18 protein-coding genes and 1 tRNA gene are annotated in these 20,255 nt (G+C 36.4%); 9 read left to right on the forward strand and 10 right to left on the reverse strand.

Going from position 1 to position 20,255, the window contains the following annotated elements; all coding sequences use genetic code 11:
• The first annotated feature begins 45 nt into the window (after nucleotides 1–45).
• Nucleotides 46–1,092 (forward strand): NAD(P)/FAD-dependent oxidoreductase, encoded by a 1,047-nt coding sequence (locus tag ACK4R1_RS05270; RefSeq protein ID WP_409684410.1) that lies wholly within the window; start codon nucleotides 46–48, stop codon nucleotides 1,090–1,092.
• Nucleotides 1,093–1,207: 115 nt separating this feature from the next.
• Here the strand turns inward: ACK4R1_RS05270 and ACK4R1_RS05275 are convergent, their stop codons facing one another.
• Complete coding sequence (locus ACK4R1_RS05275) at nucleotides 1,208–1,591, reverse strand: DUF983 domain-containing protein (protein ID WP_409684412.1); 384 nt, start codon at nucleotides 1,589–1,591, stop codon at nucleotides 1,208–1,210.
• A 101-nt stretch (nucleotides 1,592–1,692) separates the two neighbouring features.
• Between ACK4R1_RS05275 and ACK4R1_RS05280 the strand changes: the two genes are divergently transcribed.
• Nucleotides 1,693–3,603, forward strand: a complete 1,911-nt coding sequence (locus tag ACK4R1_RS05280; protein ID WP_409684414.1) for an ABC-F family ATP-binding cassette domain-containing protein — start codon at nucleotides 1,693–1,695, stop codon at nucleotides 3,601–3,603.
• Nucleotides 3,604–3,697: 94 nt separating this feature from the next.
• Here ACK4R1_RS05280 and ACK4R1_RS05285 read toward each other — a convergent pair whose 3' ends face one another.
• Both ACK4R1_RS05285 and ACK4R1_RS05290 read right to left on the reverse strand, forming a co-directional pair.
• On the reverse strand, nucleotides 3,698–4,843 hold the full coding sequence (locus ACK4R1_RS05285; RefSeq protein ID WP_409684415.1) for an 8-amino-7-oxononanoate synthase: 1,146 nt from the start codon (nucleotides 4,841–4,843) through the stop codon (nucleotides 3,698–3,700).
• 56 nt (nucleotides 4,844–4,899) lie between these two features.
• Entirely contained in the window at nucleotides 4,900–5,376 is a 477-nt protein-coding gene (locus ACK4R1_RS05290) for a DUF1761 domain-containing protein (protein WP_409684417.1), read from the reverse strand.
• Between the two features lie 215 nt (nucleotides 5,377–5,591).
• Here ACK4R1_RS05290 and ACK4R1_RS05295 point away from each other — a divergent pair, with 215 nt between their 5' ends.
• Nucleotides 5,592–6,446 carry a Two component regulator three Y domain protein gene (locus ACK4R1_RS05295; RefSeq protein ID WP_409684419.1) on the forward strand — a complete coding sequence of 285 codons (855 nt, stop codon included), beginning with the start codon at nucleotides 5,592–5,594 and terminating at the stop codon, nucleotides 6,444–6,446.
• 66 nt (nucleotides 6,447–6,512) lie between these two features.
• Here the strand turns inward: ACK4R1_RS05295 and ACK4R1_RS05300 are convergent, their stop codons facing one another.
• Nucleotides 6,513–6,959 (reverse strand): KTSC domain-containing protein, encoded by a 447-nt coding sequence (locus ACK4R1_RS05300; protein ID WP_409684421.1) that lies wholly within the window; start codon nucleotides 6,957–6,959, stop codon nucleotides 6,513–6,515.
• Nucleotides 6,960–7,118: 159 nt separating this feature from the next.
• Here ACK4R1_RS05300 and ACK4R1_RS05305 point away from each other — a divergent pair.
• Nucleotides 7,119–7,191, forward strand: a tRNA-Met gene (locus tag ACK4R1_RS05305).
• A 66-nt stretch (nucleotides 7,192–7,257) separates the two neighbouring features.
• The gene (gene era, locus ACK4R1_RS05310) at nucleotides 7,258–8,148 is read left to right on the forward strand and encodes a GTPase Era (protein ID WP_409684423.1); all 891 of its coding nucleotides are present in this window, start codon (nucleotides 7,258–7,260) and stop codon (nucleotides 8,146–8,148) included.
• On the opposite strand, the gene ACK4R1_RS05315 is transcribed toward era, so the two are convergent.
• A complete protein-coding gene (locus ACK4R1_RS05315; protein WP_409684425.1) occupies nucleotides 8,149–8,658 on the reverse strand; it encodes a hypothetical protein in 510 nt (169 codons plus the stop codon).
• A gap of 96 nt (nucleotides 8,659–8,754) precedes the next feature.
• Here ACK4R1_RS05315 and der point away from each other — a divergent pair, with 96 nt between their 5' ends.
• Both der and ACK4R1_RS05325 read left to right on the forward strand, forming a co-directional pair.
• Nucleotides 8,755–10,065: a ribosome biogenesis GTPase Der gene (gene der, locus ACK4R1_RS05320; RefSeq protein ID WP_409684427.1), complete on the forward strand. Its 1,311-nt coding sequence runs from the start codon at nucleotides 8,755–8,757 to the stop codon at nucleotides 10,063–10,065.
• A gap of 97 nt (nucleotides 10,066–10,162) precedes the next feature.
• Nucleotides 10,163–12,934, forward strand: coding sequence for an outer membrane beta-barrel protein (locus tag ACK4R1_RS05325; protein ID WP_409684429.1), 2,772 nt, complete (start codon nucleotides 10,163–10,165; stop codon nucleotides 12,932–12,934).
• An 80-nt stretch (nucleotides 12,935–13,014) separates the two neighbouring features.
• On the opposite strand, the gene ACK4R1_RS05330 is transcribed toward ACK4R1_RS05325, so the two are convergent.
• The 5 genes from ACK4R1_RS05330 to ACK4R1_RS05350 form a co-directional block, all read right to left on the reverse strand.
• Complete coding sequence (locus tag ACK4R1_RS05330; RefSeq protein ID WP_409684430.1) at nucleotides 13,015–13,848, reverse strand: TPM domain-containing protein; 834 nt, start codon at nucleotides 13,846–13,848, stop codon at nucleotides 13,015–13,017.
• Nucleotides 13,849–13,850: 2 nt separating this feature from the next.
• Nucleotides 13,851–14,288, reverse strand: coding sequence for a TPM domain-containing protein (locus ACK4R1_RS05335; protein WP_409684433.1), 438 nt, complete (start codon nucleotides 14,286–14,288; stop codon nucleotides 13,851–13,853).
• A 9-nt stretch (nucleotides 14,289–14,297) separates the two neighbouring features.
• Nucleotides 14,298–14,891, reverse strand: coding sequence for a LemA family protein (locus ACK4R1_RS05340; protein ID WP_409684435.1), 594 nt, complete (start codon nucleotides 14,889–14,891; stop codon nucleotides 14,298–14,300).
• A 63-nt stretch (nucleotides 14,892–14,954) separates the two neighbouring features.
• Nucleotides 14,955–15,287 carry a MerR family transcriptional regulator gene (locus ACK4R1_RS05345; RefSeq protein ID WP_409684437.1) on the reverse strand — a complete coding sequence of 111 codons (333 nt, stop codon included), beginning with the start codon at nucleotides 15,285–15,287 and terminating at the stop codon, nucleotides 14,955–14,957.
• Nucleotides 15,288–15,324: 37 nt separating this feature from the next.
• The gene (locus tag ACK4R1_RS05350) at nucleotides 15,325–16,305 is read right to left on the reverse strand and encodes a M23 family metallopeptidase (protein ID WP_409684439.1); all 981 of its coding nucleotides are present in this window, start codon (nucleotides 16,303–16,305) and stop codon (nucleotides 15,325–15,327) included.
• A 278-nt stretch (nucleotides 16,306–16,583) separates the two neighbouring features.
• Between ACK4R1_RS05350 and alaS the strand changes: the two genes are divergently transcribed.
• Nucleotides 16,584–19,220: an alanine--tRNA ligase gene (gene alaS / locus ACK4R1_RS05355; RefSeq protein ID WP_409684441.1), complete on the forward strand. Its 2,637-nt coding sequence runs from the start codon at nucleotides 16,584–16,586 to the stop codon at nucleotides 19,218–19,220.
• Between the two features lie 209 nt (nucleotides 19,221–19,429).
• A complete protein-coding gene (locus ACK4R1_RS05360; RefSeq protein WP_409684443.1) occupies nucleotides 19,430–20,227 on the forward strand; it encodes a hypothetical protein in 798 nt (265 codons plus the stop codon).
• The last annotated feature ends 28 nt before the right edge of the window (nucleotides 20,228–20,255 follow it).

Genomic DNA, 20,255 nt, shown 5'->3' on the forward strand with positions numbered 1-20,255 from the left:
AAAAACTCTCATCTTTACGGTGAGAGTTTTTTTTAGTTTTACAGTATGCTTGATTATATTATAGTTGGTTCAGGTTTGGCCGGAATTGCTTTTGCAGAAACACTTTTGCAAAACAATAAATCTTTTGTGGTTTTTGATAACCATTCGCAAAACTCTTCCAAAATAGCCGGCGGTTTGTATAATCCGGTAATTTTAAAAAGATTTAGTCAGGTTTGGAATGCCAACGAACAACTCAATTTAGCGGAAGTGTTTTATAAAAGAATTGAGGCTAAGCTAAATTCTCAAGTTGATTTTAAAATACCTATTTACAGAAAGTTCTTTTCGGTAGAAGAACAAAACAACTGGTTTACCGCTTCAGATAAACCCAATCTATCACCATTTCTTTCTACTGAAATTGTCCATAAAAAATACTCGGCTATTGATTCTCCTTATGGTTATGGCGAAGTCTTGCATACGGGTTATGTTGATACTGAGCTATTGTTGAGTTTATATCAAGCTTATTTGAAGAGTCTTGGTTCTTTTGTGGAAGAGGCTTTTGTTTATAACGAATTGAATTTCTTTGAAGATTATTTAGCGTATCAAAATCTGCAAGCCAAACAGATTGTTTTTGCAGAAGGATTTGGAATGCACTCAAACCCTTTTTTTAAGCATTTGCCATTAGACGGAACAAAAGGAGAATTATTCATTATTAAAGCGCCTGAATTGAATTTGGATGTCATTGTGAACACGAGTGTGTTTATTTTGCCTTTGGGTAATGACCTTTTTAAAGTGGGTGCAACTTACAATTGGGAAGACAAGACAGATAAACCAACAGCAGAAGGAAAACAAGAACTCATAGACCGAATTAAAGAAATCTTGACTTGTGATTTCGAAATCATAGACCATTTTGCCGGAGTTCGGCCAACAGTTAAAGATAGAAGACCGCTTTTAGGGTCACATCATTTGTATAAAAACGTCCATATTTTAAACGGACTCGGAACACGTGGTGTAATGCTGGCACCAGCGATGGCGCTGGATTTGTATGATTATATCGAAAACGAAAAGCCTTTGGATAAGACTATAGATATTAAAAGGTACAGACTTAAAAAGTAGCGGTTTGTATTTCTGCTTTTGCAAAAGACAAAAACTAACTAGCCCCGATGGTAGTGGCACGAAGTATAACGAACAGCGGGAATATGGACACCAAGAATGCCCAAGCCATTCGCTCCTATTTTTTAACCGCATTCTTATCAAAATGCACAAAAATGTTAATGTATATATTTCGCGCCAATCTTGCCGTTACAGGCATCAACGCAATTAAAGCTACTATAATGGCAATAAATGAAGCAATTAAATCTAAACCAATAAAGACCTTTGCTATGATAAAAGCGGCTACGCCAATAGCAACCGTAAGTGCATAACTGACATACATAGCGCCATAAAAAAACGAAGGTTCAATTTGATAATGCAGTCCGCAATGGCTACAATTTTCATGCATATTATAAATATTTTTCAAATTGTACGGATTTGGGTCAACATACATACTTTCTTCTTGACATTTCGGACAACTTCCTGTTAAAATGCTATTTAGTTTGGATCCTTTTTTTAACATTTGCAAAAATTTTAATTTTATTAGTTTAAGCACTTTAGCTTAGGGTTTACAAAGGTACTTTATTACCATCTTTTACCCTGTAACTTTTGTAACAATTCATTATGTTAAACATACACAATTTATCGGTTTCGTTTGGTGGCACGTATCTTTTTGAAGAGGTAACTTTTCGATTGGGTTCTGGAGATAGAGTAGGATTAGTGGGAAAAAACGGCGCCGGAAAATCGACCATGCTCAAAATTTTAGCCGGTGATTTCAAACCCGATAGCGGTCAAATTGCCACGGAGAAGGAAGTGAAAATGGGTTTTCTTCGTCAGGATATCGATTTTGAGCAAGGAAGAACCGTGTTGGAAGAAGCTTATGAAGCTTTTGTTGACATTAAAGTGGTGGAGAAAAAGTTGGAAAAAATCAACCATCTTTTGGTAACGAGAACCGATTATGAAAGTGAAGAATATGCCCAAATCATAGAAGATTTATCAGACTACACGCATCGTTTCGAATTGCTTGGAGGTTACAATTATGTAGGCGATACCGAGAAAATTCTTTTAGGACTGGGTTTTAAAAGAGAAGATTTCGACAACCAAACCGATACTTTTTCGGGTGGCTGGCGTATGCGTATTGAATTGGCCAAATTGTTATTACAGTCCAATGACATTTTGTTACTCGATGAGCCAACGAATCACTTGGACATCGAAAGTATCATTTGGTTAGAAGGGTTTTTGAGAAATTTCCCGGGCGTAGTCGTAATTGTATCGCACGATAAAATGTTTTTGGACAATGTGACCAATAGAACGATTGAAATTTCCCTCGGAAAAGCTAACGATTTCAACAAACCGTATTCTCAATATTTAGTGTTGCGAGAAGAAATCCGCGAAAAGCAATTGGCCACCCAAAAAAACCAAGCCAAGAAAATCGAAGAAACCGAAAAGTTAATCGAAAAGTTCCGTGCCAAAGCCTCTAAAGCTTCGATGGCGCAATCCTTGATAAAAAAATTAGATAAAGTAGAGCGAATTGAAGTCGATGAAGATGACAACTCAGTTATGAATATATCGTTTCCGGTTTCGCAAGTGCCGGGAAGGGTTGTTATTGAAGCTGAGCACGTAACCAAAGCTTATGGTGATAAAGTAATTTTAAAAGACATTTCGCTTTTGGTGGAAAGAGGCAGCAAGATTGCTTTTGTGGGTCAGAATGGTCAAGGAAAATCGACTTTTGTAAAAGCGATTGTCAACGAATTTCAATATGAAGGTTCGATAAAACTCGGACATAATGTACAATTAGGTTATTTTGCCCAAAACCAAGCGGAATATTTAGATGGAGAAATTACGTTGTTAGAAACCATGACCAATGCGGCAACCGATACCAATCGCTCAAAAGTGCGCGATATGTTGGGTTCATTCTTATTCCGAGGCGATGATGTGGAAAAGAAAGTGAAAGTGCTTTCCGGAGGCGAAAGAAACCGTTTGGCACTTTGTAAATTGTTATTGCAACCGATTAACGTGTTGCTGATGGATGAACCAACGAATCACCTAGACATCAAATCAAAGAATGTTTTGAAAGCAGCTTTACAGAAATATGAAGGAACGTTGCTTTTGGTTTCTCACGACAGGGATTTTCTACAAGGCATGTCTAACATCGTTTACGAATTCAAAGACCAAAAAATCAAAGAATATTTAGGCGATATCAACTACTTCCTTGAACAACGAAACGCCGCCAATATGCGCGAAATTGAAAAGAAGGATGTGATTGTCAACGCCAATTCGAATAAAGAAAACAAAAGCCTTTCTTATGATGACCAAAAGAAAAGCAAATCTTTGCAAAACCGTTTGAGCAAAATTGAAAGTCAAATCAAACAATTGGAAATCGATATCCAAAATGATGATAGAGAATTGGCTTCTAATTATGACAAACATATCGAGAATGCGAATTTCTTTGTTGCTTACAACAAGAAGAAAGCAGAGTTAGATAAACTATTAGAAGATTGGGAAGTTATTCAAGGTGAAATTGATAACTTGTAGGTAAGAAAAATTTACCACTGATTCGCAGATTATTAAATTTGTTAGTAATCTTTTAATAAATTAAAAAATAAATCTGCGAATCTGCGGTCTTTTTTTACTTAAAAGGATGCCGCTGTTGCCAAACCAAATCCGGTTCTAATTGCGGAAATATTTTAGGCATTAATTTGTTCACCCATTTGTTGGTATGATAAATGAATCCGGACATCACTATTGGTTCCGCACCGATAGAACTTTTAATCTCCAAAGCGGTTCTGCCGAAAATGATTTTTTCAAATCGGTTTTCTATACCGAATTCCGTCATGTTGTAGAGCATGTTCAAATACAACATTTTTTCTTTTTGGACTTGGTCATCATAGCCTAAAAAATAGGTTTCTAACACATTTCCATTCAAAAGCAGTGTGTGAAATCCAACTAATTTTTCCTCCAAAAAATAACCGACCAATTTAAATCGTTCTCCACATTGTTTCTTGAAAGTAGAGAAATGATTTTTGGCTAAGAAAAAAGTGTTAAACGGCGCGTTTTTGGCCACATGATGATACAATTCGTAAATTCGCTCTTCTTGCCGAGTTATCTCTTCCAATGACAATTCTTTAGTAACAATTTCCGCTGATTTTTTATGAGAACGTTTGTATTGGTCACGGTATTTTTTAGAAAAAGCCGCAATGTAGTCTTCATTGGTTTGCCATTTTTTGGGCAGTTCAAAAATCATATTGGGTTGCGTATTGAACTCGTAAATCTTTGAAAATTGGTGTTTTTTCAATTCTTCCGCACAATGTTGGTAGAAGTCTTTAAAGGACACAATATGTATGGCGATTTTTTGGTCTTTAAAATAATTCGTGATGGCATTAGCACATTCTAAAAGTAAATCTGCAATATCTTTAAAGCCGATAGCTTTAGTAAACTCATATCCGTTTTGCCCGGTAATCATATTGTTTCCCAAGAATAAAACATGAGAGGCAAAATTTTTAAAAATAAAATTCCGAATGCTTGTTTTCAGACATTGGTCTCTTTCGCCAAAGGATTCTAGTTTGTTCAAATTAAGATATTGTGCCAAAGCAACGCCTATCAATTCTGATTTTTCAAAAATACCGATATAAAAGCATTGCATATTGGTTGGTGCCGAGTCTTCCAGTACTTTTAAATAATGCGTTTGCAGAAAAACATTGTTATGCGCAACCTTGTCCCAAGTTTCGGGAAGTTGAGCAGTTGAAGAGAAAATTTCAAATGAATGTGTATCCAAAGTAAAAAAAATCGCTCCACAAATGTAGAGCGATTGGTTTATAATAAAATGTTAAACTATTGCCATCCACAAATGATAGCACCCATAATCGTCATCGATACAATCCAGTAACCGGCATTAACTAGGATGTATTTCCATGATTTTTGTTCAAATAATCCATTGATAGCTGTTATTGGTAGTGCCAAAAACACTCCTGAGATCGCACCATGTAAAGCACCGTGTTTAAAAGTCCTGTAAACATCTCCATGTAATTTCATGAATTCCAAAAAATCCGGATTCTTATCATTTCCGTCAAATACACCTAATGCTCCCATTTGATGAATTACTAAAGCTGGCATGATAGAAGATAACATCAAAGAATAAAAAATAGTCAACCCGAAAACTTTCAGCATATTAGATTGTTTGGCTTTTTCTTCGGTCATTCCGGTTTCATTCATCCAAATGGTTCCAAAAACTTTTGGGTTGTACCAGACAAATCCAACTACAAGTGTTACTAGTGCTGAGACTAATACAGCGTAAAAATTAAATGGCATAATGTTTATTTTTAATTGGTTAGTAGTTCAAATGTATAAAATATTTTTTAATGTCATTTCATCTGTAAGGAATTGATTCGGATTGTTAAAATTTAGACTAATTGTAAGATAAGTCTATAAAAAAGACAATGCAAAATGCATTTCATCGATTATATTTGTTTTTAAACGACCATTCTTATAGTTTTACTTCGTCATTAACCTCAAATCTAAATGATATGAAATCTATTTTTACTTATGTAGCTGTGCTTTTGGTTTCGACCTCAGTATTTGCAGAAATATCTTCAACAGAGAAAAACGCGTTGTTAAAACTTTACAAAGCGACTAAAGGTTCGCAATGGACCAACAAATGGGATTTAAAATCGCCAACCACAACTTGGTATGGAGTTGAAATCAAAAACGATAAAGTTATCGGAATCAAATTAATGAACAATAACCTTGTGGGCGAATTACCTACAGAATTAGGGGACTTAACTTCACTGGAAGTATTGAATTTATTCAGAAATGATATTTCCGGTGTCTTACCTGAATCGATTGGTAATTTAAAAAGTTTGACTAAATTGAATGTGGCTTTTAACAAAGTATCCGGTGCTTTGCCGGAAACTTTAGGAAACGCTACACAATTGAAATCAATTGAAATGCACATGAACAGATTAACGGGTGCTTTGCCTGTAAGTATCGGAACTTTAACAAATCTTGAAACGCTTTCTTTATTCAATAATGAAATCGAAGGAGCAATTCCAACTTCTTATTATCAATTAAAATCGTTGAAAGTATTGTTGTTGAACAGCAATAAATTAACCGGTAAATTAGAGAAAGAAGTATCAAACTTATCATCTTTAGAGACCTTAAGTTTATTTGAAAACAAAATGGACGGACAAGTGCCTTTCGATTTAGAAAAGTTACACAACTTAAAAGAAATGAATATCTCTTACAATATGTTTAATGGTTTTGTTTCCAGAAATTTAGCCAAATTGGACACTTTAAATATGACTATGGTCAATGAGCAAGGTGTTGCTACTACTTTAAAAGTCAGTATAGATAAAAACTCAGCATTCGCAGCTGATGAATAATATGTTTTGTGTTGGTTTTTTTTAAGAAAGAAAGTCTCAATTAATTAATTGAGACTTTCTTTTTTTTTATTCAGCAGCAACTAATTTAGAGGTGCTTCGGTAAATGTATTCGTTGTAAATGTGTCTTCTGGCAAAACGACTCGGCGATTCTGCATTAACCATTTTAATGTAAATAGGTCTCAAAACCCCAAAATATTCAAAAGAATTCCCGTCTAAGAATGTGATATACAAAACACTATTCTCATAGTAGAAATCAGCAATATTAGTACTTGTCGTGATTCTTGTATATTCTGCTTTGTCTTTTTCCAAAGTTTCCGGCGCGATACTTACTAAGAAATGATAAGCGGCAATAATTTCCTTGCTTTTTTCTTCTGCTGCCAAGCGTTCTGCCTCATCTGCTATCGCATCAGGATGAGAATCTTTCATGCTGTTTCTGTAAATGGTCTTTAACTCTTTAAGAGTTGCTGTTTTTGTAACGCCAAGTAACGCTCTGTACTCGACAATTTTTTTCATATTCATTTTGCTGGAAGATAACCCTTTACGGGTTTTTAAATTTTTTGCAAAAGTAGTTCTTTACTTTAGATATTCGAGGAATCATTTAAAAATTAATTTATTTTTAGTTTAAATTACTTGTGTGTGTCGTTTTTCGTTGTATATTTGCACTCGAAACAGCGCGGGATAGAGCAGTAGGCAGCTCGTCGGGCTCATAACCCGAAGGTCACAGGTTCGAGTCCTGTTCCCGCTACTAACTCAAAGCCATCCATTATTTGGGTGGCTTTTTTTAATTTACTACTGTTTCGCCTTTTTTAGTATGGAACAAAAACATAAAGCCGGATTCGTCAACATCATAGGAAACCCGAACGTTGGGAAATCAACCCTAATGAATGCTTTCGTTGGGGAAAGATTGTCAATCATTACCTCCAAAGCGCAAACTACTCGTCATAGAATTTTAGGCATCGTGAACGGTGAAGATTTTCAGGTGGTACTTTCAGACACGCCGGGAATTATCAAACCGGCTTACGAAATGCAAAAATCAATGATGGACTTTGTGAAATCGGCTTTTGAAGATGCTGATGTGTTGATTTATATGGTCGAAATAGGCGAAAAGGAACTCAAAGACGAAGACTTCTTCAATAAAATCATTCATTCTAAAATTCCGGTGTTGCTGTTGCTGAATAAAATAGATAAGTCCAACCAAGATGAATTAGAAGCACAAATCGATTTGTGGAAAGAAAAAGTACCAAATGCCGAAATTTTTCCAATTTCTGCTTTAGAGAATTTTAATGTAAAAGAAGTATTCGCCAGAATTTTAGAGTTACTTCCGGTTTCACCACCATATTATCCTAAAGATGCTTTAACCGATAAGCCGGAACGTTTCTTTGTTAACGAAACCATTCGTGAAAAAATCTTATTGAACTACGATAAAGAAATCCCATACGCGGTAGAAATCGAAACCGAAGAATTCTTAGAAGATGAAAAAATCATCCGAATTCGCTCAGTTATCATGGTCGAACGCGATACTCAAAAAGGAATCATCATTGGTCACAAAGGTGCAGCACTCAAGAAAGTCGGTATGCAATCTAGAGAAGATTTAGAGAAGTTTTTCGGCAAGCAAATCCATATCGAATTGTATGTAAAAGTCAATAAAGACTGGAGAAGTAATGCTTATCAATTGCGTCGTTTTGGGTACAACCAAAAATAATTAATCTTTGATAACATCCAAAAAAATTGCCTCAAGTTCGTCCATTTGAGGATGACCTTTTTCTCGAATTTGTCGGGCAATCACATAGAGCAAAAACCAAACAATAACCATAATAAACATCACGATGAAATCCATGAGCATGGGTTCATTGAGGGTGTAATTGGAATAAGCAAACATGCCGAATAAAGTAAAAACTCCGGCAACTACAAAGTGCAGAAACATAAACATCGTCCACAAAGTCTGATCTGGACCAAATAAGCCCCGAATATGAGTGGCATTTTTTTCATTGCCTTCTTTTTCTTCTAGTTCGATACTCAAATGAGGTGACCAATAATGTCTTTTTTCTGCCGAAAAAGTAAACTGTATGTGATTGTTTCTCACTTTCATCAGGAAATCGGGAGAGTCGTTTTTTTGTCGGTAGTTTATAAATTTCTCACGGACTATCTCAATGTTTTGTTCTAGGTCTTTGTAAAACCGAGGGCGAAGTCTAACTTCATGTTGCGTGTCCATAAAAAGGTTTATTGGTGGTTAAAAGCATACTAAAAATAATAAAATAATTGAATTTGTGCTCTTTAATACTACCTTTGCACCATATTTAAAATGATTATGAACAATATTGTAGCCATAGTTGGAAGACCAAACGTAGGGAAATCGACTTTTTTTAACCGTTTAATCAAAAGAAGAGAAGCCATCGTTGACTCGGTTAGCGGTGTAACTCGTGATAGAAATTACGGTAAAAGCGAATGGAATGGAAAAGAGTTTTCAGTAATTGATACCGGTGGTTATATCAAAGGTTCAGATGATATTTTTGAAGGGGAAATTCGCCGTCAGGTGGAATTGGCTATTGATGAAGCCGATGCGATTATTTTTGTAGTCGATGTAGAAGAAGGCATTACGCCAATGGATGCAGAGGTTGCCAAGCTTTTAAGAAAAGTGACTAAGCCAATTCTTTTGGCCGTAAATAAAGTCGACAATGCCATGCGTGAAAAAGACGCAGTAGAATTCTATAATTTAGGTTTAGGCGAATATTATACGATTGCCAGTATCAGCGGCAGCGGAACCGGAGAATTACTGGATAAATTGGTAGAAGTGTTACCCGAATTACCTGAAGTTAACGAAGAAGAGGAACAACTTCCAAGATTTTGTGTTGTTGGTCGTCCCAATGCCGGAAAGTCCTCTTTCATCAACGCCTTAATTGGTGAAGATCGATTCGTAGTAACCGATATCGCCGGAACAACCCGTGATTCTATTGATACCAGATACAACCGTTTTGGTTTCGAATTCAACTTAGTTGATACCGCCGGAATCCGTAGAAAAGCCAAAGTAAAAGAAGATCTAGAATTTTACTCTGTTATGCGTTCCGTTCGTGCCATTGAGCATTCGGATGTTTGTATTCTTTTAATCGATGCTACTCGCGGATTTGAAGGACAAGACCAAAGTATTTTTTGGCTAGCCGAAAAGAATAGAAAAGGAGTAATTATTTTGGTCAACAAATGGGATTTGGTAGAAAAAGATACCATGTCAACCCGCGATTACGAAGCCAAAATCCGTGAAGAATTACAACCATTCACCGATGTGCCGATTATTTTTACTTCAGCCCTAACCAAACAACGTTTGCTAAAAGCTTTAGAAGAAACCGTAAAAGTATACGAAAACAGAAAACAAAGAATCCCAACTTCAAAGTTCAACGACTTTATGTTGAAGCTAATTGAGGCTTATCCGCCGCCGGCTTTGAAAGGAAAATATGTGAAAATAAAATATTGTATGCAGTTGCCAACACCAACACCACAATTCGTGTTTTTTGCCAATTTGCCACAATACGTAAAAGAACCATACAAGCGTTTCTTAGAAAATAAAATCCGAGAAAACTGGGATTTCTCAGGTGTTCCGATTGATATTTACATCAGAGAAAAGTAAAATGTTAATTATTTCGTAAGAAATTTTTACTTTACATACTAAAATAAGAATTTAGCCGTTATTATTGTTTCTAACCAAATAACAGCTAAATTTTTTTATGCCAAAATCTCTCTACCTCGTTCTATTCTTTTTTGTTACCTCCATCACTTTTGCGCAATCCACCATTTCGCTTAAAGGGAAAGTAGTTGATGAAACCACTCAATTGCCTATTGAATCAGCGACTGTTTATTTGACTTCTGTCAAAGATTCTTCGGTGGTTGATTATACCATTACCAATAAAACAGGTAATTTTAACTTCAAAATAAAAAAATCAGACAAGCCGGTCTTGCTTAAGATTTCTTATGTCAGTTATCAGGATTTTAAAGATGACAAAGTAGATTTGAACACCGATAAAGATTTTGGAACTATAACTTTAAAAGAAGCTGTCAATGCCCTTAATGAAGTAGTCATAAAATCTGAAATTCCACCAATTAGAATCAAAAAAGACACTTTAGAATTTAATGCGGCTTCGTTTAAAGTCGGAGCCGATGCCAATGTGGAAGCCTTACTCAAACAATTACCCGGAGTTGAAATCACACCCGAAGGCAAAATTACAGTCAATGGTCAAGAGGTAAATAACATTTTGGTCAACGGCAAACCGTTCTTTGGCAAGGACGGTAAAATTGCCACGCAAAACCTTCCGGCTGAAATCATTGATAAAGTTCAGGTTGTTGATACCAAAACCAAATCGGAAGAAATTTCAGGGGAAGCTTCCGGGACGCAAGAGAAAACCATCAATTTAACCATACAAGAAGACAAAAACAAAGGTCTTTTCGGGAAAATCGTCGCTGGTCACGGTTCTGATAAACGGTATGAATCGAGTTTGTTGCTCAATTATTTTAAAGGCGAACAGAAAGTCAGTGTTTTGGCTTCTTCCAATAACATCAATTCCATCGGATTTTCCATGGATGAAGTTTTTGATAATATGGGCGGCGGTAGAAACTCTTCGATTTATTATAACGATGACGGAAGTTTCGGTATCAACAATATGTCATTTGGTGGCAATCGCGGCATTACCCGTTCCAATATGGTCGGAATAAATTATCAAGACAAATGGTTGAAAAAAATTGACCAAAGCGGCAGTTATTATTTTTCGAATACCGAAACCGAAAATGCCAACAGAACCAATAGAATTAATTTATTGCCGGAAGGAAGAACGTTTACCAATTCAAATGCTATCACCAAGAGCGGCAGCAATGGGCATAACCTCGATTTAGATTTCGAAATTAAAATAGATTCCTTGTCGACGATTTATATCAATCCAAGTTTCCAAAGAAACAAAAGTTATAGCAAATCTTCCAGAAATCAAATCACTACCAATGAAACTTTTGACGAGTTAAATAGTAGTACGAATGAAGATTACAGCGATAATGAATTTACAAATTTTGGGACTGATGCCAGTTTTAGCAAACGTTTTTTAAAGAAAAACCGAGGGTTATCTATTAATTTGGAGTCGGAATTTCAAAGAAGAAATGATTTTGTCAATACCAATTCGGCCACACTTTTTGCCGATACTACGCCGGATGATATCCGAAATCAAAACCGATTTGAAAAAGATAACAATGATTTTGTAAAATTGGAAGTACGATTTGGCGAACCGTTAACCGATTCGCTTCGATTGAGTTTAACTTCGGAAGTAACCTATCGAAAAGTTAAAAACGATTTGAACACCTTTGATTTTGACGGTGCCAATTATGATGATTTTAATGATTTGCAGTCAAACGCTACCTCCTCAAACGCTACCACTTTTTTCCCTTCAACCGGATTGATTATCAGTAAAGCCAAAACCAATGGTAGAATTAATTTCGGACCTGAATTCATCACTTTTGATGCTCGTTCCAATTATTTAGGATTAACTACCGATAGAAACAAGAATTACGTTTTTCCAAGAATAAAAGGATACATCAGTCATCGAATGGGCAAATCAAAATCGATTTATTCGTTTTACGATTATGGGGTGCAATTACCGCAAGCGAATCAAGTTTTGCCGGTTGAGAACCTCTCAAATCCATTAAGCACTTTTGTAGGTAATGAAGATCTTCGACCTACACAAAGGCATAATTTGTATTTTAGTTTTAACGATTATGACTACCAGTCGCGATCCGGTTATTATATTTATTCAGGGTTTAATTTGAGCCGAGATGCCGTAGTTTCTTCAACAATTTTTGACGATAATTTTAAAGCGACAACTACTTATCAAAATGTAGATATGGTGTACAATTCCTATTTAGGAGTGAATTGGAATAAGTCGTTTAAAAAAGAAAAAAGAACCTTGCGTTTTGGTGCCGGAATCAATTTAAATTATGATGCTAATAAAGGTTTAACCAATGCTGTGACTTTTGAATCAAGAGGTTTACAAGTTAGTCCAAAAGTAAATCTGACTTGGAGCATTGACGAGTTGATTACTGTTTCGCAAAACTATAGCTATTCTTTAAATAGTACCGATTATAAAAATTATGTGATTGACAAAGCGCAAAACTTTGTCCACAATGCCAGACTTGAAATCACGTCTTATGTGCCAAAGCATTTTGTAATCGGAAGTGACTTTGGTTATAGATACAACTCTAATATAGCCGATGGATTTAAGAAAGATTTCTATTTGTGGAATGTGAGTTTGGGTTATAATTTCTTCAAAGACCAATTTTTAGCCAAAGTAAAAGTCTACGATTTATTAGACCAAAACCAAAATGCCACACGTACGATTTCCCCAACAGCTATTGTTGATGCTGAAAATACAGTATTAAAACGCTATGTGATGTTCTCACTAACCTATAAACTCGAGAAGTTTGGTGGGAAGAAAAAAGAAGGCGGAATGATATTTATGGATTAAATTAAAAAACTCGGTCTCGTTAATTGGTGAGACCGAGTTTTTTACAACTATTTACTGCGACTGAATACTGCAAACTGACTTTACCAGCTTCCGCCCGAACCGCCACCGGAGAAACCACCGCCACCGAATCCGCCACCAAAACCGCCGCCACCAAAACCGCCGCCTGAAGAACCACCACCAAAGCTTCCGCCGCCACCGCGTCCCAAACTACTCAAGATAATAATATCAGCTAAGTCAAATCCGCCACCGCGATTACCTTGATTACCACCACCGCCTTGGCCTTTGTTTTTTGAAATGATTATTATGATAACTATGATAATGACAATTATTGGTAATAAGGGAAAACTCCCACCTTTTTTTTTGGTTTTTCTTTCACCTTTATATTTGCCTTTGAAGACATTAAAAATGGCGTCAGTACCTTTGTCTAATCCTTTATAATAACTTCCAGCTTTGAATTCCGGAATAATAATATTTCGGGTAATTTCTCCGCCAATGCCTGCGGTAAGTCTGTCTTCCAAACCATAACCGGCGGAAATCCAAATTTTTCTTTCGGCTTTTGCCAAAAGAATAATCACACCATTATCATTTTCTTTGCTCCCGCCAATTCCCCATGCTTGACCCCATTTTGGTGTTAAAATACCAATGTCTTCGCCTTGTAAGCTTTCAATGGTAATCACTACAATTTGAGTCGAAGTACTGTCGGAATATCGAATGAGTTTTTCTTCCAATTGGACTTTTTCTTCCGGACTTAAAACATTCGCATAATCATAAACAGAAGTCTGTAATTTTGGTATTTCAGGAATGTTATACTGCGCAAAAGTTGGGAATGCGCAAAAGAATACAGAAACACAAAAAAGGAGGTTCAGAATTTTTTTGAAATTCGTAATTCGTAATTCGTAATTCGTAATTTCCATATTTATCCTTTTGATATCTCGTTTGATAATTCATTCGTGTCGCCTTCTTGGTACGGGAAATATTTTTGCAGTTGTTCTCCGGCTCTTAAAATGCCATCAATCAATCCTTGTTTGTAATGACCTTCTTTAAAGTTTTTAACCATCACATCACGCGTACAATCCCAAAAATCATTCGGAACCAAATCGTTGATGCCTTTATCGCCACAAATTACAAAGGTTTTGTCCTTAACAGCTAAGTAAATTAAAACCCCGTTTTTTAATTCAGTTTCATCCATTTTTAACAAATGGAAAACTTCCATCGCGCGCTCAAACGCATCGATGGAAGTATGTTTTTCTAGATGTACTCTGATTTCACCCGAAGTGTTTTTTTCGGCCACGCGTATGGCTTCAACAATTTCTTGTTCTTCTTCTGGGGTTAAAAAATCTTCTACTTTAGACATTATGATGAATTAGAATTTTACTTCCACCGGTTTTTCAGCACCTTCAACAGCTTGGAAATAAGCTTTTTCTTTAAAGCCAAATAAGCCAGCAAAAATAGAGTTAGGGAACGTCTTGATATGTGTATTATATGGTTTAACAGCTTCGTTGAAACGCGTTCTTGCCGTTAAAATCTGGTTTTCGGTACTAGCCAATTCATCTTGTAATTTTAAGAAGTTAGCATTGGCTTTTAAATCAGGATAGCGTTCCACAGATACTAATAATCTTGACAAAGAAGAGGAAACTCCTGATTGAGCTGAATTAAAGGCAGCTAATTGTTCCGGAGTTATATTTGTAGGATCTACAGTCACTGCTGTAGCCTTTGCTCGGGCCTCAATAACAGCAGTTAAAGTGGTTTTTTCAAAATCAGCAGCGCCTTTTACAGTATTGACTAAATTGCCAATTAAGTCATTTCTTCTTTGGTAGGCTGTATTTACATTACCCCATGATTCATTAATGGTTTGTTCGTAACCAACTGCCGTATTATTAATTCCTTTAACCCAGCTGTAAATTCCGAAAATTACAACTACTACAATAATCCAAGGTAAAAATTTTTTAAAATCCATGTTTGATTTAATTTAAGGTTTGTTATTAGTTTTTAATTCTTTTCGTTTGTTACAAAACCAATCTTAAAGTTGGTTTTTAATATTTAATAATTGGGCTTTCACCGTTTCCAGTTTGCTAATGATTTCAAACTTGTCCAAAGTTTTCTTTTGACCTTCTTTCAAATGCGTTTTGGCACCTTCTAACGTAAAGCCACGCTCTTTCACCAAATGATAAATGAGTTGCAAATTTTTCACATCTTCGGGTGTGAACATTCGATTGCCTTTAGCGTTTTTCTTAGGTTTGAGTATGTCAAATTCTTTGTCCCAAAAACGAATCAATGAGGCATTCACATGAAAAGCTTTAGCCACTTCGCCTATGCTGTAATATCTTTTTCCTTCTTTTAACTCTATATGCATAGTGTTTTTGTTTTGCTATGTTTATAAAACCTGAACTTTAGTCAAGCGATTGATTCTCCTGATTCGCCAATTTCGAGATAACGGTGTATTCCGCTGCCGAGATATTCCCGTAGTAAAAATTGATTGGGTTCACGACTTTGCCGTCTTTGTGTACTTCATAATGCAAATGTGGCGCTTCACTTCGGCCGGTACTACCAACGTAGCCAATAATATCACCACGTTTTACTCGCTGTCCGCGTTTCACTTTGTATTTGCTCAAATGTGCATATAAAGTCAAATAACCATAACCGTGACTAATTTCGATATGGTTTCCAAAACCCGATTTCGAATTGTCTGCATTAATAACCACACCATCACCGGTAGCAAAAATAGGCGTTCCGGTTTTCGCTGTGAAATCCATGCCTTCATGCATTTTACGCACTTTGGTAAACGGGTCGCTTCGATATCCAAAACCTGATGCCACTCGCTTCATTTGTTCATTCTTTATCGGTTGAATAGCCGGTATAGCTGAAAGTAATTTATTTTTCTCTTTGGCTAATTTCAAAATTTCATCCAATGATTTCGACTGAATGGCCAATTCTTTAGCAATGATATCAACCCGTTTCGAGGTGTTCACCACCAATTCCGAGTTGTCAAAACCTTCCAATTCTTTATATCGGTTTACACCACCAAAACCCGCTTTTCGTTGTTCTGCCGGAATAGGTGAGGTGTTAAAATAAGCCCGATAAATATTATTGTCGCGCTCTTCTACATCAGCTAAAACTTCCTGAACTTGGTCTATCTTTTTATTCAAAATGGCATATCGCAACTTCATCGTTTCAATTTCACGCGCTTGCAATCGGTCTTTCGGAGTTTCTAAATAGGAACTGTTCAATAAAATCACAAAACACAAAAAGCCAAATAATCCTGAAGCAAGTAAAAATAAACCGATGTAACCCAGTTTTTTGGATAATTTCGGCTTGATTTTTCGGTAAGCCAAACTTTCGGTATCGAAATAATACTTTACTTTTTTCGCCATCTTTTATTTTATACTATTTTTGTGCTTGTTTTAAGAAAACAATGGTTGTACGAACAAATTTAACAAATGTTTCAGTCATATCCGAAATTTATTTAATTGTCCACGAATTTTTGGGAGTTTTAATCATTAGGAGCGAAACTTTGGAGCAATTGCTAAACCATTTTCCCGCTTTCTGCGCTACACGGTAGCGCTGCCAATCGGGGCTAAACAGTAAACCATTTTCTAGAACCTCAGTTTTCAACTTGGAACCTGAAACTTTAAACCTGAAACCATTAATAATGAAATCACAAGACATTCGAAAAGCATACTTACAATTCTTTGAAAGCAAAGGTCACCTAATCGTGCCTTCAGCGCCAATCGTTCTCAAAGACGATCCAACCCTGATGTTCAACAACTCGGGCATGGCACAATTCAAAGAATATTTTTTAGGAAACGGAACGCCTAAAAGCAAACGTATAGCCGATACCCAAAAATGTCTTCGCGTATCAGGAAAGCACAACGACTTAGAAGATGTAGGTTTTGATACTTACCACCATACCATGTTCGAAATGTTGGGCAACTGGTCTTTTGGCGATTACTTCAAAAAAGAAGCCTTGGCTTGGGCATGGGAATTCCTAACCGAAGTTTTGAAACTAGACAAAGATCGTTTGTATGTTTCAGTTTTCGAAGGCAACCCTGCCGAGAATGTTCCGTTTGATCAAGAAGCTTGGGACATTTGGAAACAATATGTTTCTGAAGACCGAATCATTTTAGGCAACAAAAAAGACAACTTTTGGGAAATGGGTGACCAAGGTCCGTGTGGTCCGTGTTCCGAAATTCATATCGATTTAAGAACCGATGCCGAAAGAGCCGCCGTTTCAGGAAGAAGTTTAGTAAACGCCGACCATCCGCAAGTAGTGGAAATTTGGAACAACGTATTCATGGAATTCAACCGAAAAGCTGATGGTAGTTTAGAAAAACTTCCGGCGCAACACGTAGATACCGGAATGGGCTTCGAGCGTTTGTGTATGGCCATGCAAAACGTAACTTCAAATTACGACACGGATGTATTTACACCATTGATTGCCAAAATTGAAGAAATCACTGGATTAAAATACACTTCAAACGAAGTTAAAAATATAAGTGAAGAACAAAACAAAACCAATATCGCCATTCGCGTAATCGTCGACCACGTTCGTGCAGTAGCTTTCGCTATAGCCGATGGCCAGTTGCCGTCTAATGGTGGCGCAGGTTATGTGATTCGCAGAATTTTACGTCGTGCGATTCGTTACGGCTTTACGTTTTTAAATACCAAAGAACCGTTTATCAATAAATTAGTTGAGGTTTTAGCGAATCAAATGGGAGAATTCTTCCCTGAAATCAAATCGCAACAGCAATTAGTTACCAATGTGATCCGGGAAGAAGAAGCGTCTTTCTTAAGAACGTTAGACCAAGGTTTACAGCTTTTGGAAAATGTAGTTTCTCAAACTAAAGGAACTGAAGTTCCGGGTGCGAAAGCTTTTGAATTATATGATACTTTCGGTTTCCCTAAAGATTTAACTGCGTTGATTCTTAAAGAAAAAGGCATGTCGTTCAACGAAAGTGAATTCGACGCATCTATGCAAGAACAAAAAAACCGTTCCCGTGCCGCTTCCGAAGTTTCAACCGAAGATTGGTCGGTTTTAATTCCCGGCAATGTGGAGACTTTCGTGGGTTACGACCAAACCGAAAACGAAGTAAAAATCACCAGGATCCGTAAAGTCGACAGTAAAAAAGACGGTGTTTTATACCAAATCGTTTTAGATAACACGCCATTCTATCCCGAAGGCGGTGGACAAGTTGGCGATAAAGGAACTTTAGTTTCGGCCAATGAGACCATAGATATCATTGACACCAAAAAAGAAAACAATCTGATTTTACATTTTGCCAAACAATTACCGGAAAATGTATCGGCAACTTTTGTAGCCAAGGTTAATACCGATTTAAGAACTTCCACTTCCAAAAATCACTCGGCTACGCATTTGATGCATCTGGCTTTGAGAAATGTTTTAGGTACACATGTAGAGCAAAAAGGATCATTGGTTAATCCAAACTATTTGCGTTTCGACTTTTCGCATTTCAGCAAAGTAACCGAAGAAGAATTACGTCAAGTAGAAGCGAGTGTAAATACTCAAATTGAAGCCCAATTGCAATTGATGGAATACCGAAATATTCCCATTCAAGAAGCTTTGGCTAAAGGTGCGATGGCATTGTTTGGCGAAAAATATGGTGACAATGTGCGCATGATTGAGTTCGGTGATAGTAAAGAATTGTGCGGAGGAATTCACGTGAAAAACACGGCAGAAATCTGGCATTTCAAAATTGTTTCCGAAGGTGCTGTTGCGGCCGGAATTCGTCGTATTGAAGCGATAACCGGTGATGCTGTAAAAGAGTTCTTTACCCAACAGGAAAATACTTTGGCTACCATTAAAGAAACCTTGAAAAACCCTCAAGATACCATCAAAGCAGTAGTTTCGTTGCAAGACGAAAATGCTAAGTTAAAAAAGCAAATAGAACAATTATTGAAAGAAAAAGCTAAAAACCTAAAAGGCGAATTGGCTACTCAATTGCAAGAAATCAACGGTGTAAAATTCTTAGCGACACAAGTCGATTTGAACCCGGAAGGTGCTAAAGATTTGGCTTATGAACTGGGAACTTTGGGGACCAATTTATTCTTAGTCATAGCAACCGCTGACGAAGATAAACCAATGTTGAGCTGTTATATATCAAAAGAATTAGTGGCCGAAAAAAATCTAAACGCAGGAGCTGTAGTTCGCGAATTAGGAAAATATATCCAAGGCGGCGGTGGCGGACAACCGTTCTTTGCCACAGCCGGCGGAAAGAATGTTGCCGGAATAAAAGAAGTCCTGGAAAAAGCGATTGACTTTATAAAATAAGTTTACAAATCTTATATTTTAAAAACCTTTCAATTAATTTTTGGAAGGTTTTTCTTTTTAAATTAAGAGGTGTAATTGCCTTAAAACTGCTAAACAACAGATTTTTAAGTAGTATATCGAAAGATTTTTTGGTTAAAGGGTCACTTGTCTACATTTGACTTGAAATTAATTGCTGCCCCGTAATTGATTTAGAACAAAAACCTTAACCTATGAAAAAAGCTATTCAAATTCTTTTTGTTTCCCTTTTAGTTGTAATGTTTACTTCATGCTCTTCGGATGATAATGGAAATCAGCCGGATACTAGTGTAGTGTTGTTAAAAAAGATGGAATCTGAAGTGATGGGAAATCACGGAGTTTATAATTTTAGTTATGACGGAAGAAAACTAGCAAAGGTGAACTACGAAATTCATACACCTTCCATGCAAACAGGTTATGACAAATACTACTATAGTGGTGAACTAATTGCAGAAATCAAAACATTTAACGGAAGTAACCAAAATACCTTCAGCACGGTTTTTACCTATAACGCCAATAATCAATTGGAACAAGTTGTCAAAAAGAATCTACAGAACGGTACAGCTACAAAAATGGTATTCACTTATAATCCAAACGGAACTGTTGAAGCTTTGAATTATACCGGAACTTTGGATAGTCAAACGATACTTTCTGCAGTTAGCGAAAAGTACTTCATTGAAAATAATAATATCGTTCGAATTGAATTTACCGGTTCGGCGTCGCAAACGGCAATGGATTTCGAATATGATGGAGCCAATAACCCGATGCGCAATGTAATCGGAATGGATAAAATTAAATTACATACTTACGACAGCGATGGAAGATATGGGATTACTAAAAACCTTAAAAAAGTAACCACTTATTTTGCAACGGTTGAAAGCTCGCAAGTAGATTTCGAATTGGTTTACGATGAAAATAACTATCCGTTGACACGTTACTCAACGGAAACTTCTCCAGGACCATTCAGCTACAATTTCGAATATTACAAATAAATTAGATCAAACACCATAATCAAACCCA

This window comes from Flavobacterium sp. (assembly GCF_046293665.1).
Lineage (GTDB): Bacteria > Bacteroidota > Bacteroidia > Flavobacteriales > Flavobacteriaceae > Flavobacterium.

Coding starts and splice junctions, on each gene's coding strand:
- ACK4R1_RS05345 (WP_409684437.1), bottom strand. CDS start 15,287: ATGCATATAGAGTTAAAAGAAGGAAAAAGATATTACAGCATAGGCGAA.
- era (WP_409684423.1), top strand. CDS start 7,258: ATGGAACAAAAACATAAAGCCGGATTCGTCAACATCATAGGAAACCCG.
- ACK4R1_RS05315 (WP_409684425.1), bottom strand. CDS start 8,658: ATGGACACGCAACATGAAGTTAGACTTCGCCCTCGGTTTTACAAAGAC.
- ACK4R1_RS05360 (WP_409684443.1), top strand. CDS start 19,430: ATGAAAAAAGCTATTCAAATTCTTTTTGTTTCCCTTTTAGTTGTAATG.
- ACK4R1_RS05300 (WP_409684421.1), bottom strand. CDS start 6,959: ATGAAAAAAATTGTCGAGTACAGAGCGTTACTTGGCGTTACAAAAACA.
- der (WP_409684427.1), top strand. CDS start 8,755: ATGAACAATATTGTAGCCATAGTTGGAAGACCAAACGTAGGGAAATCG.
- ACK4R1_RS05340 (WP_409684435.1), bottom strand. CDS start 14,891: ATGGATTTTAAAAAATTTTTACCTTGGATTATTGTAGTAGTTGTAATT.
- ACK4R1_RS05270 (WP_409684410.1), top strand. CDS start 46: ATGCTTGATTATATTATAGTTGGTTCAGGTTTGGCCGGAATTGCTTTT.
- ACK4R1_RS05280 (WP_409684414.1), top strand. CDS start 1,693: ATGTTAAACATACACAATTTATCGGTTTCGTTTGGTGGCACGTATCTT.
- ACK4R1_RS05290 (WP_409684417.1), bottom strand. CDS start 5,376: ATGCCATTTAATTTTTACGCTGTATTAGTCTCAGCACTAGTAACACTT.
- ACK4R1_RS05330 (WP_409684430.1), bottom strand. CDS start 13,848: ATGGAAATTACGAATTACGAATTACGAATTACGAATTTCAAAAAAATT.
- ACK4R1_RS05325 (WP_409684429.1), top strand. CDS start 10,163: ATGCCAAAATCTCTCTACCTCGTTCTATTCTTTTTTGTTACCTCCATC.
- ACK4R1_RS05350 (WP_409684439.1), bottom strand. CDS start 16,305: ATGGCGAAAAAAGTAAAGTATTATTTCGATACCGAAAGTTTGGCTTAC.
- ACK4R1_RS05335 (WP_409684433.1), bottom strand. CDS start 14,288: ATGTCTAAAGTAGAAGATTTTTTAACCCCAGAAGAAGAACAAGAAATT.
- ACK4R1_RS05295 (WP_409684419.1), top strand. CDS start 5,592: ATGAAATCTATTTTTACTTATGTAGCTGTGCTTTTGGTTTCGACCTCA.
- ACK4R1_RS05275 (WP_409684412.1), bottom strand. CDS start 1,591: ATGTTAAAAAAAGGATCCAAACTAAATAGCATTTTAACAGGAAGTTGT.
- alaS (WP_409684441.1), top strand. CDS start 16,584: ATGAAATCACAAGACATTCGAAAAGCATACTTACAATTCTTTGAAAGC.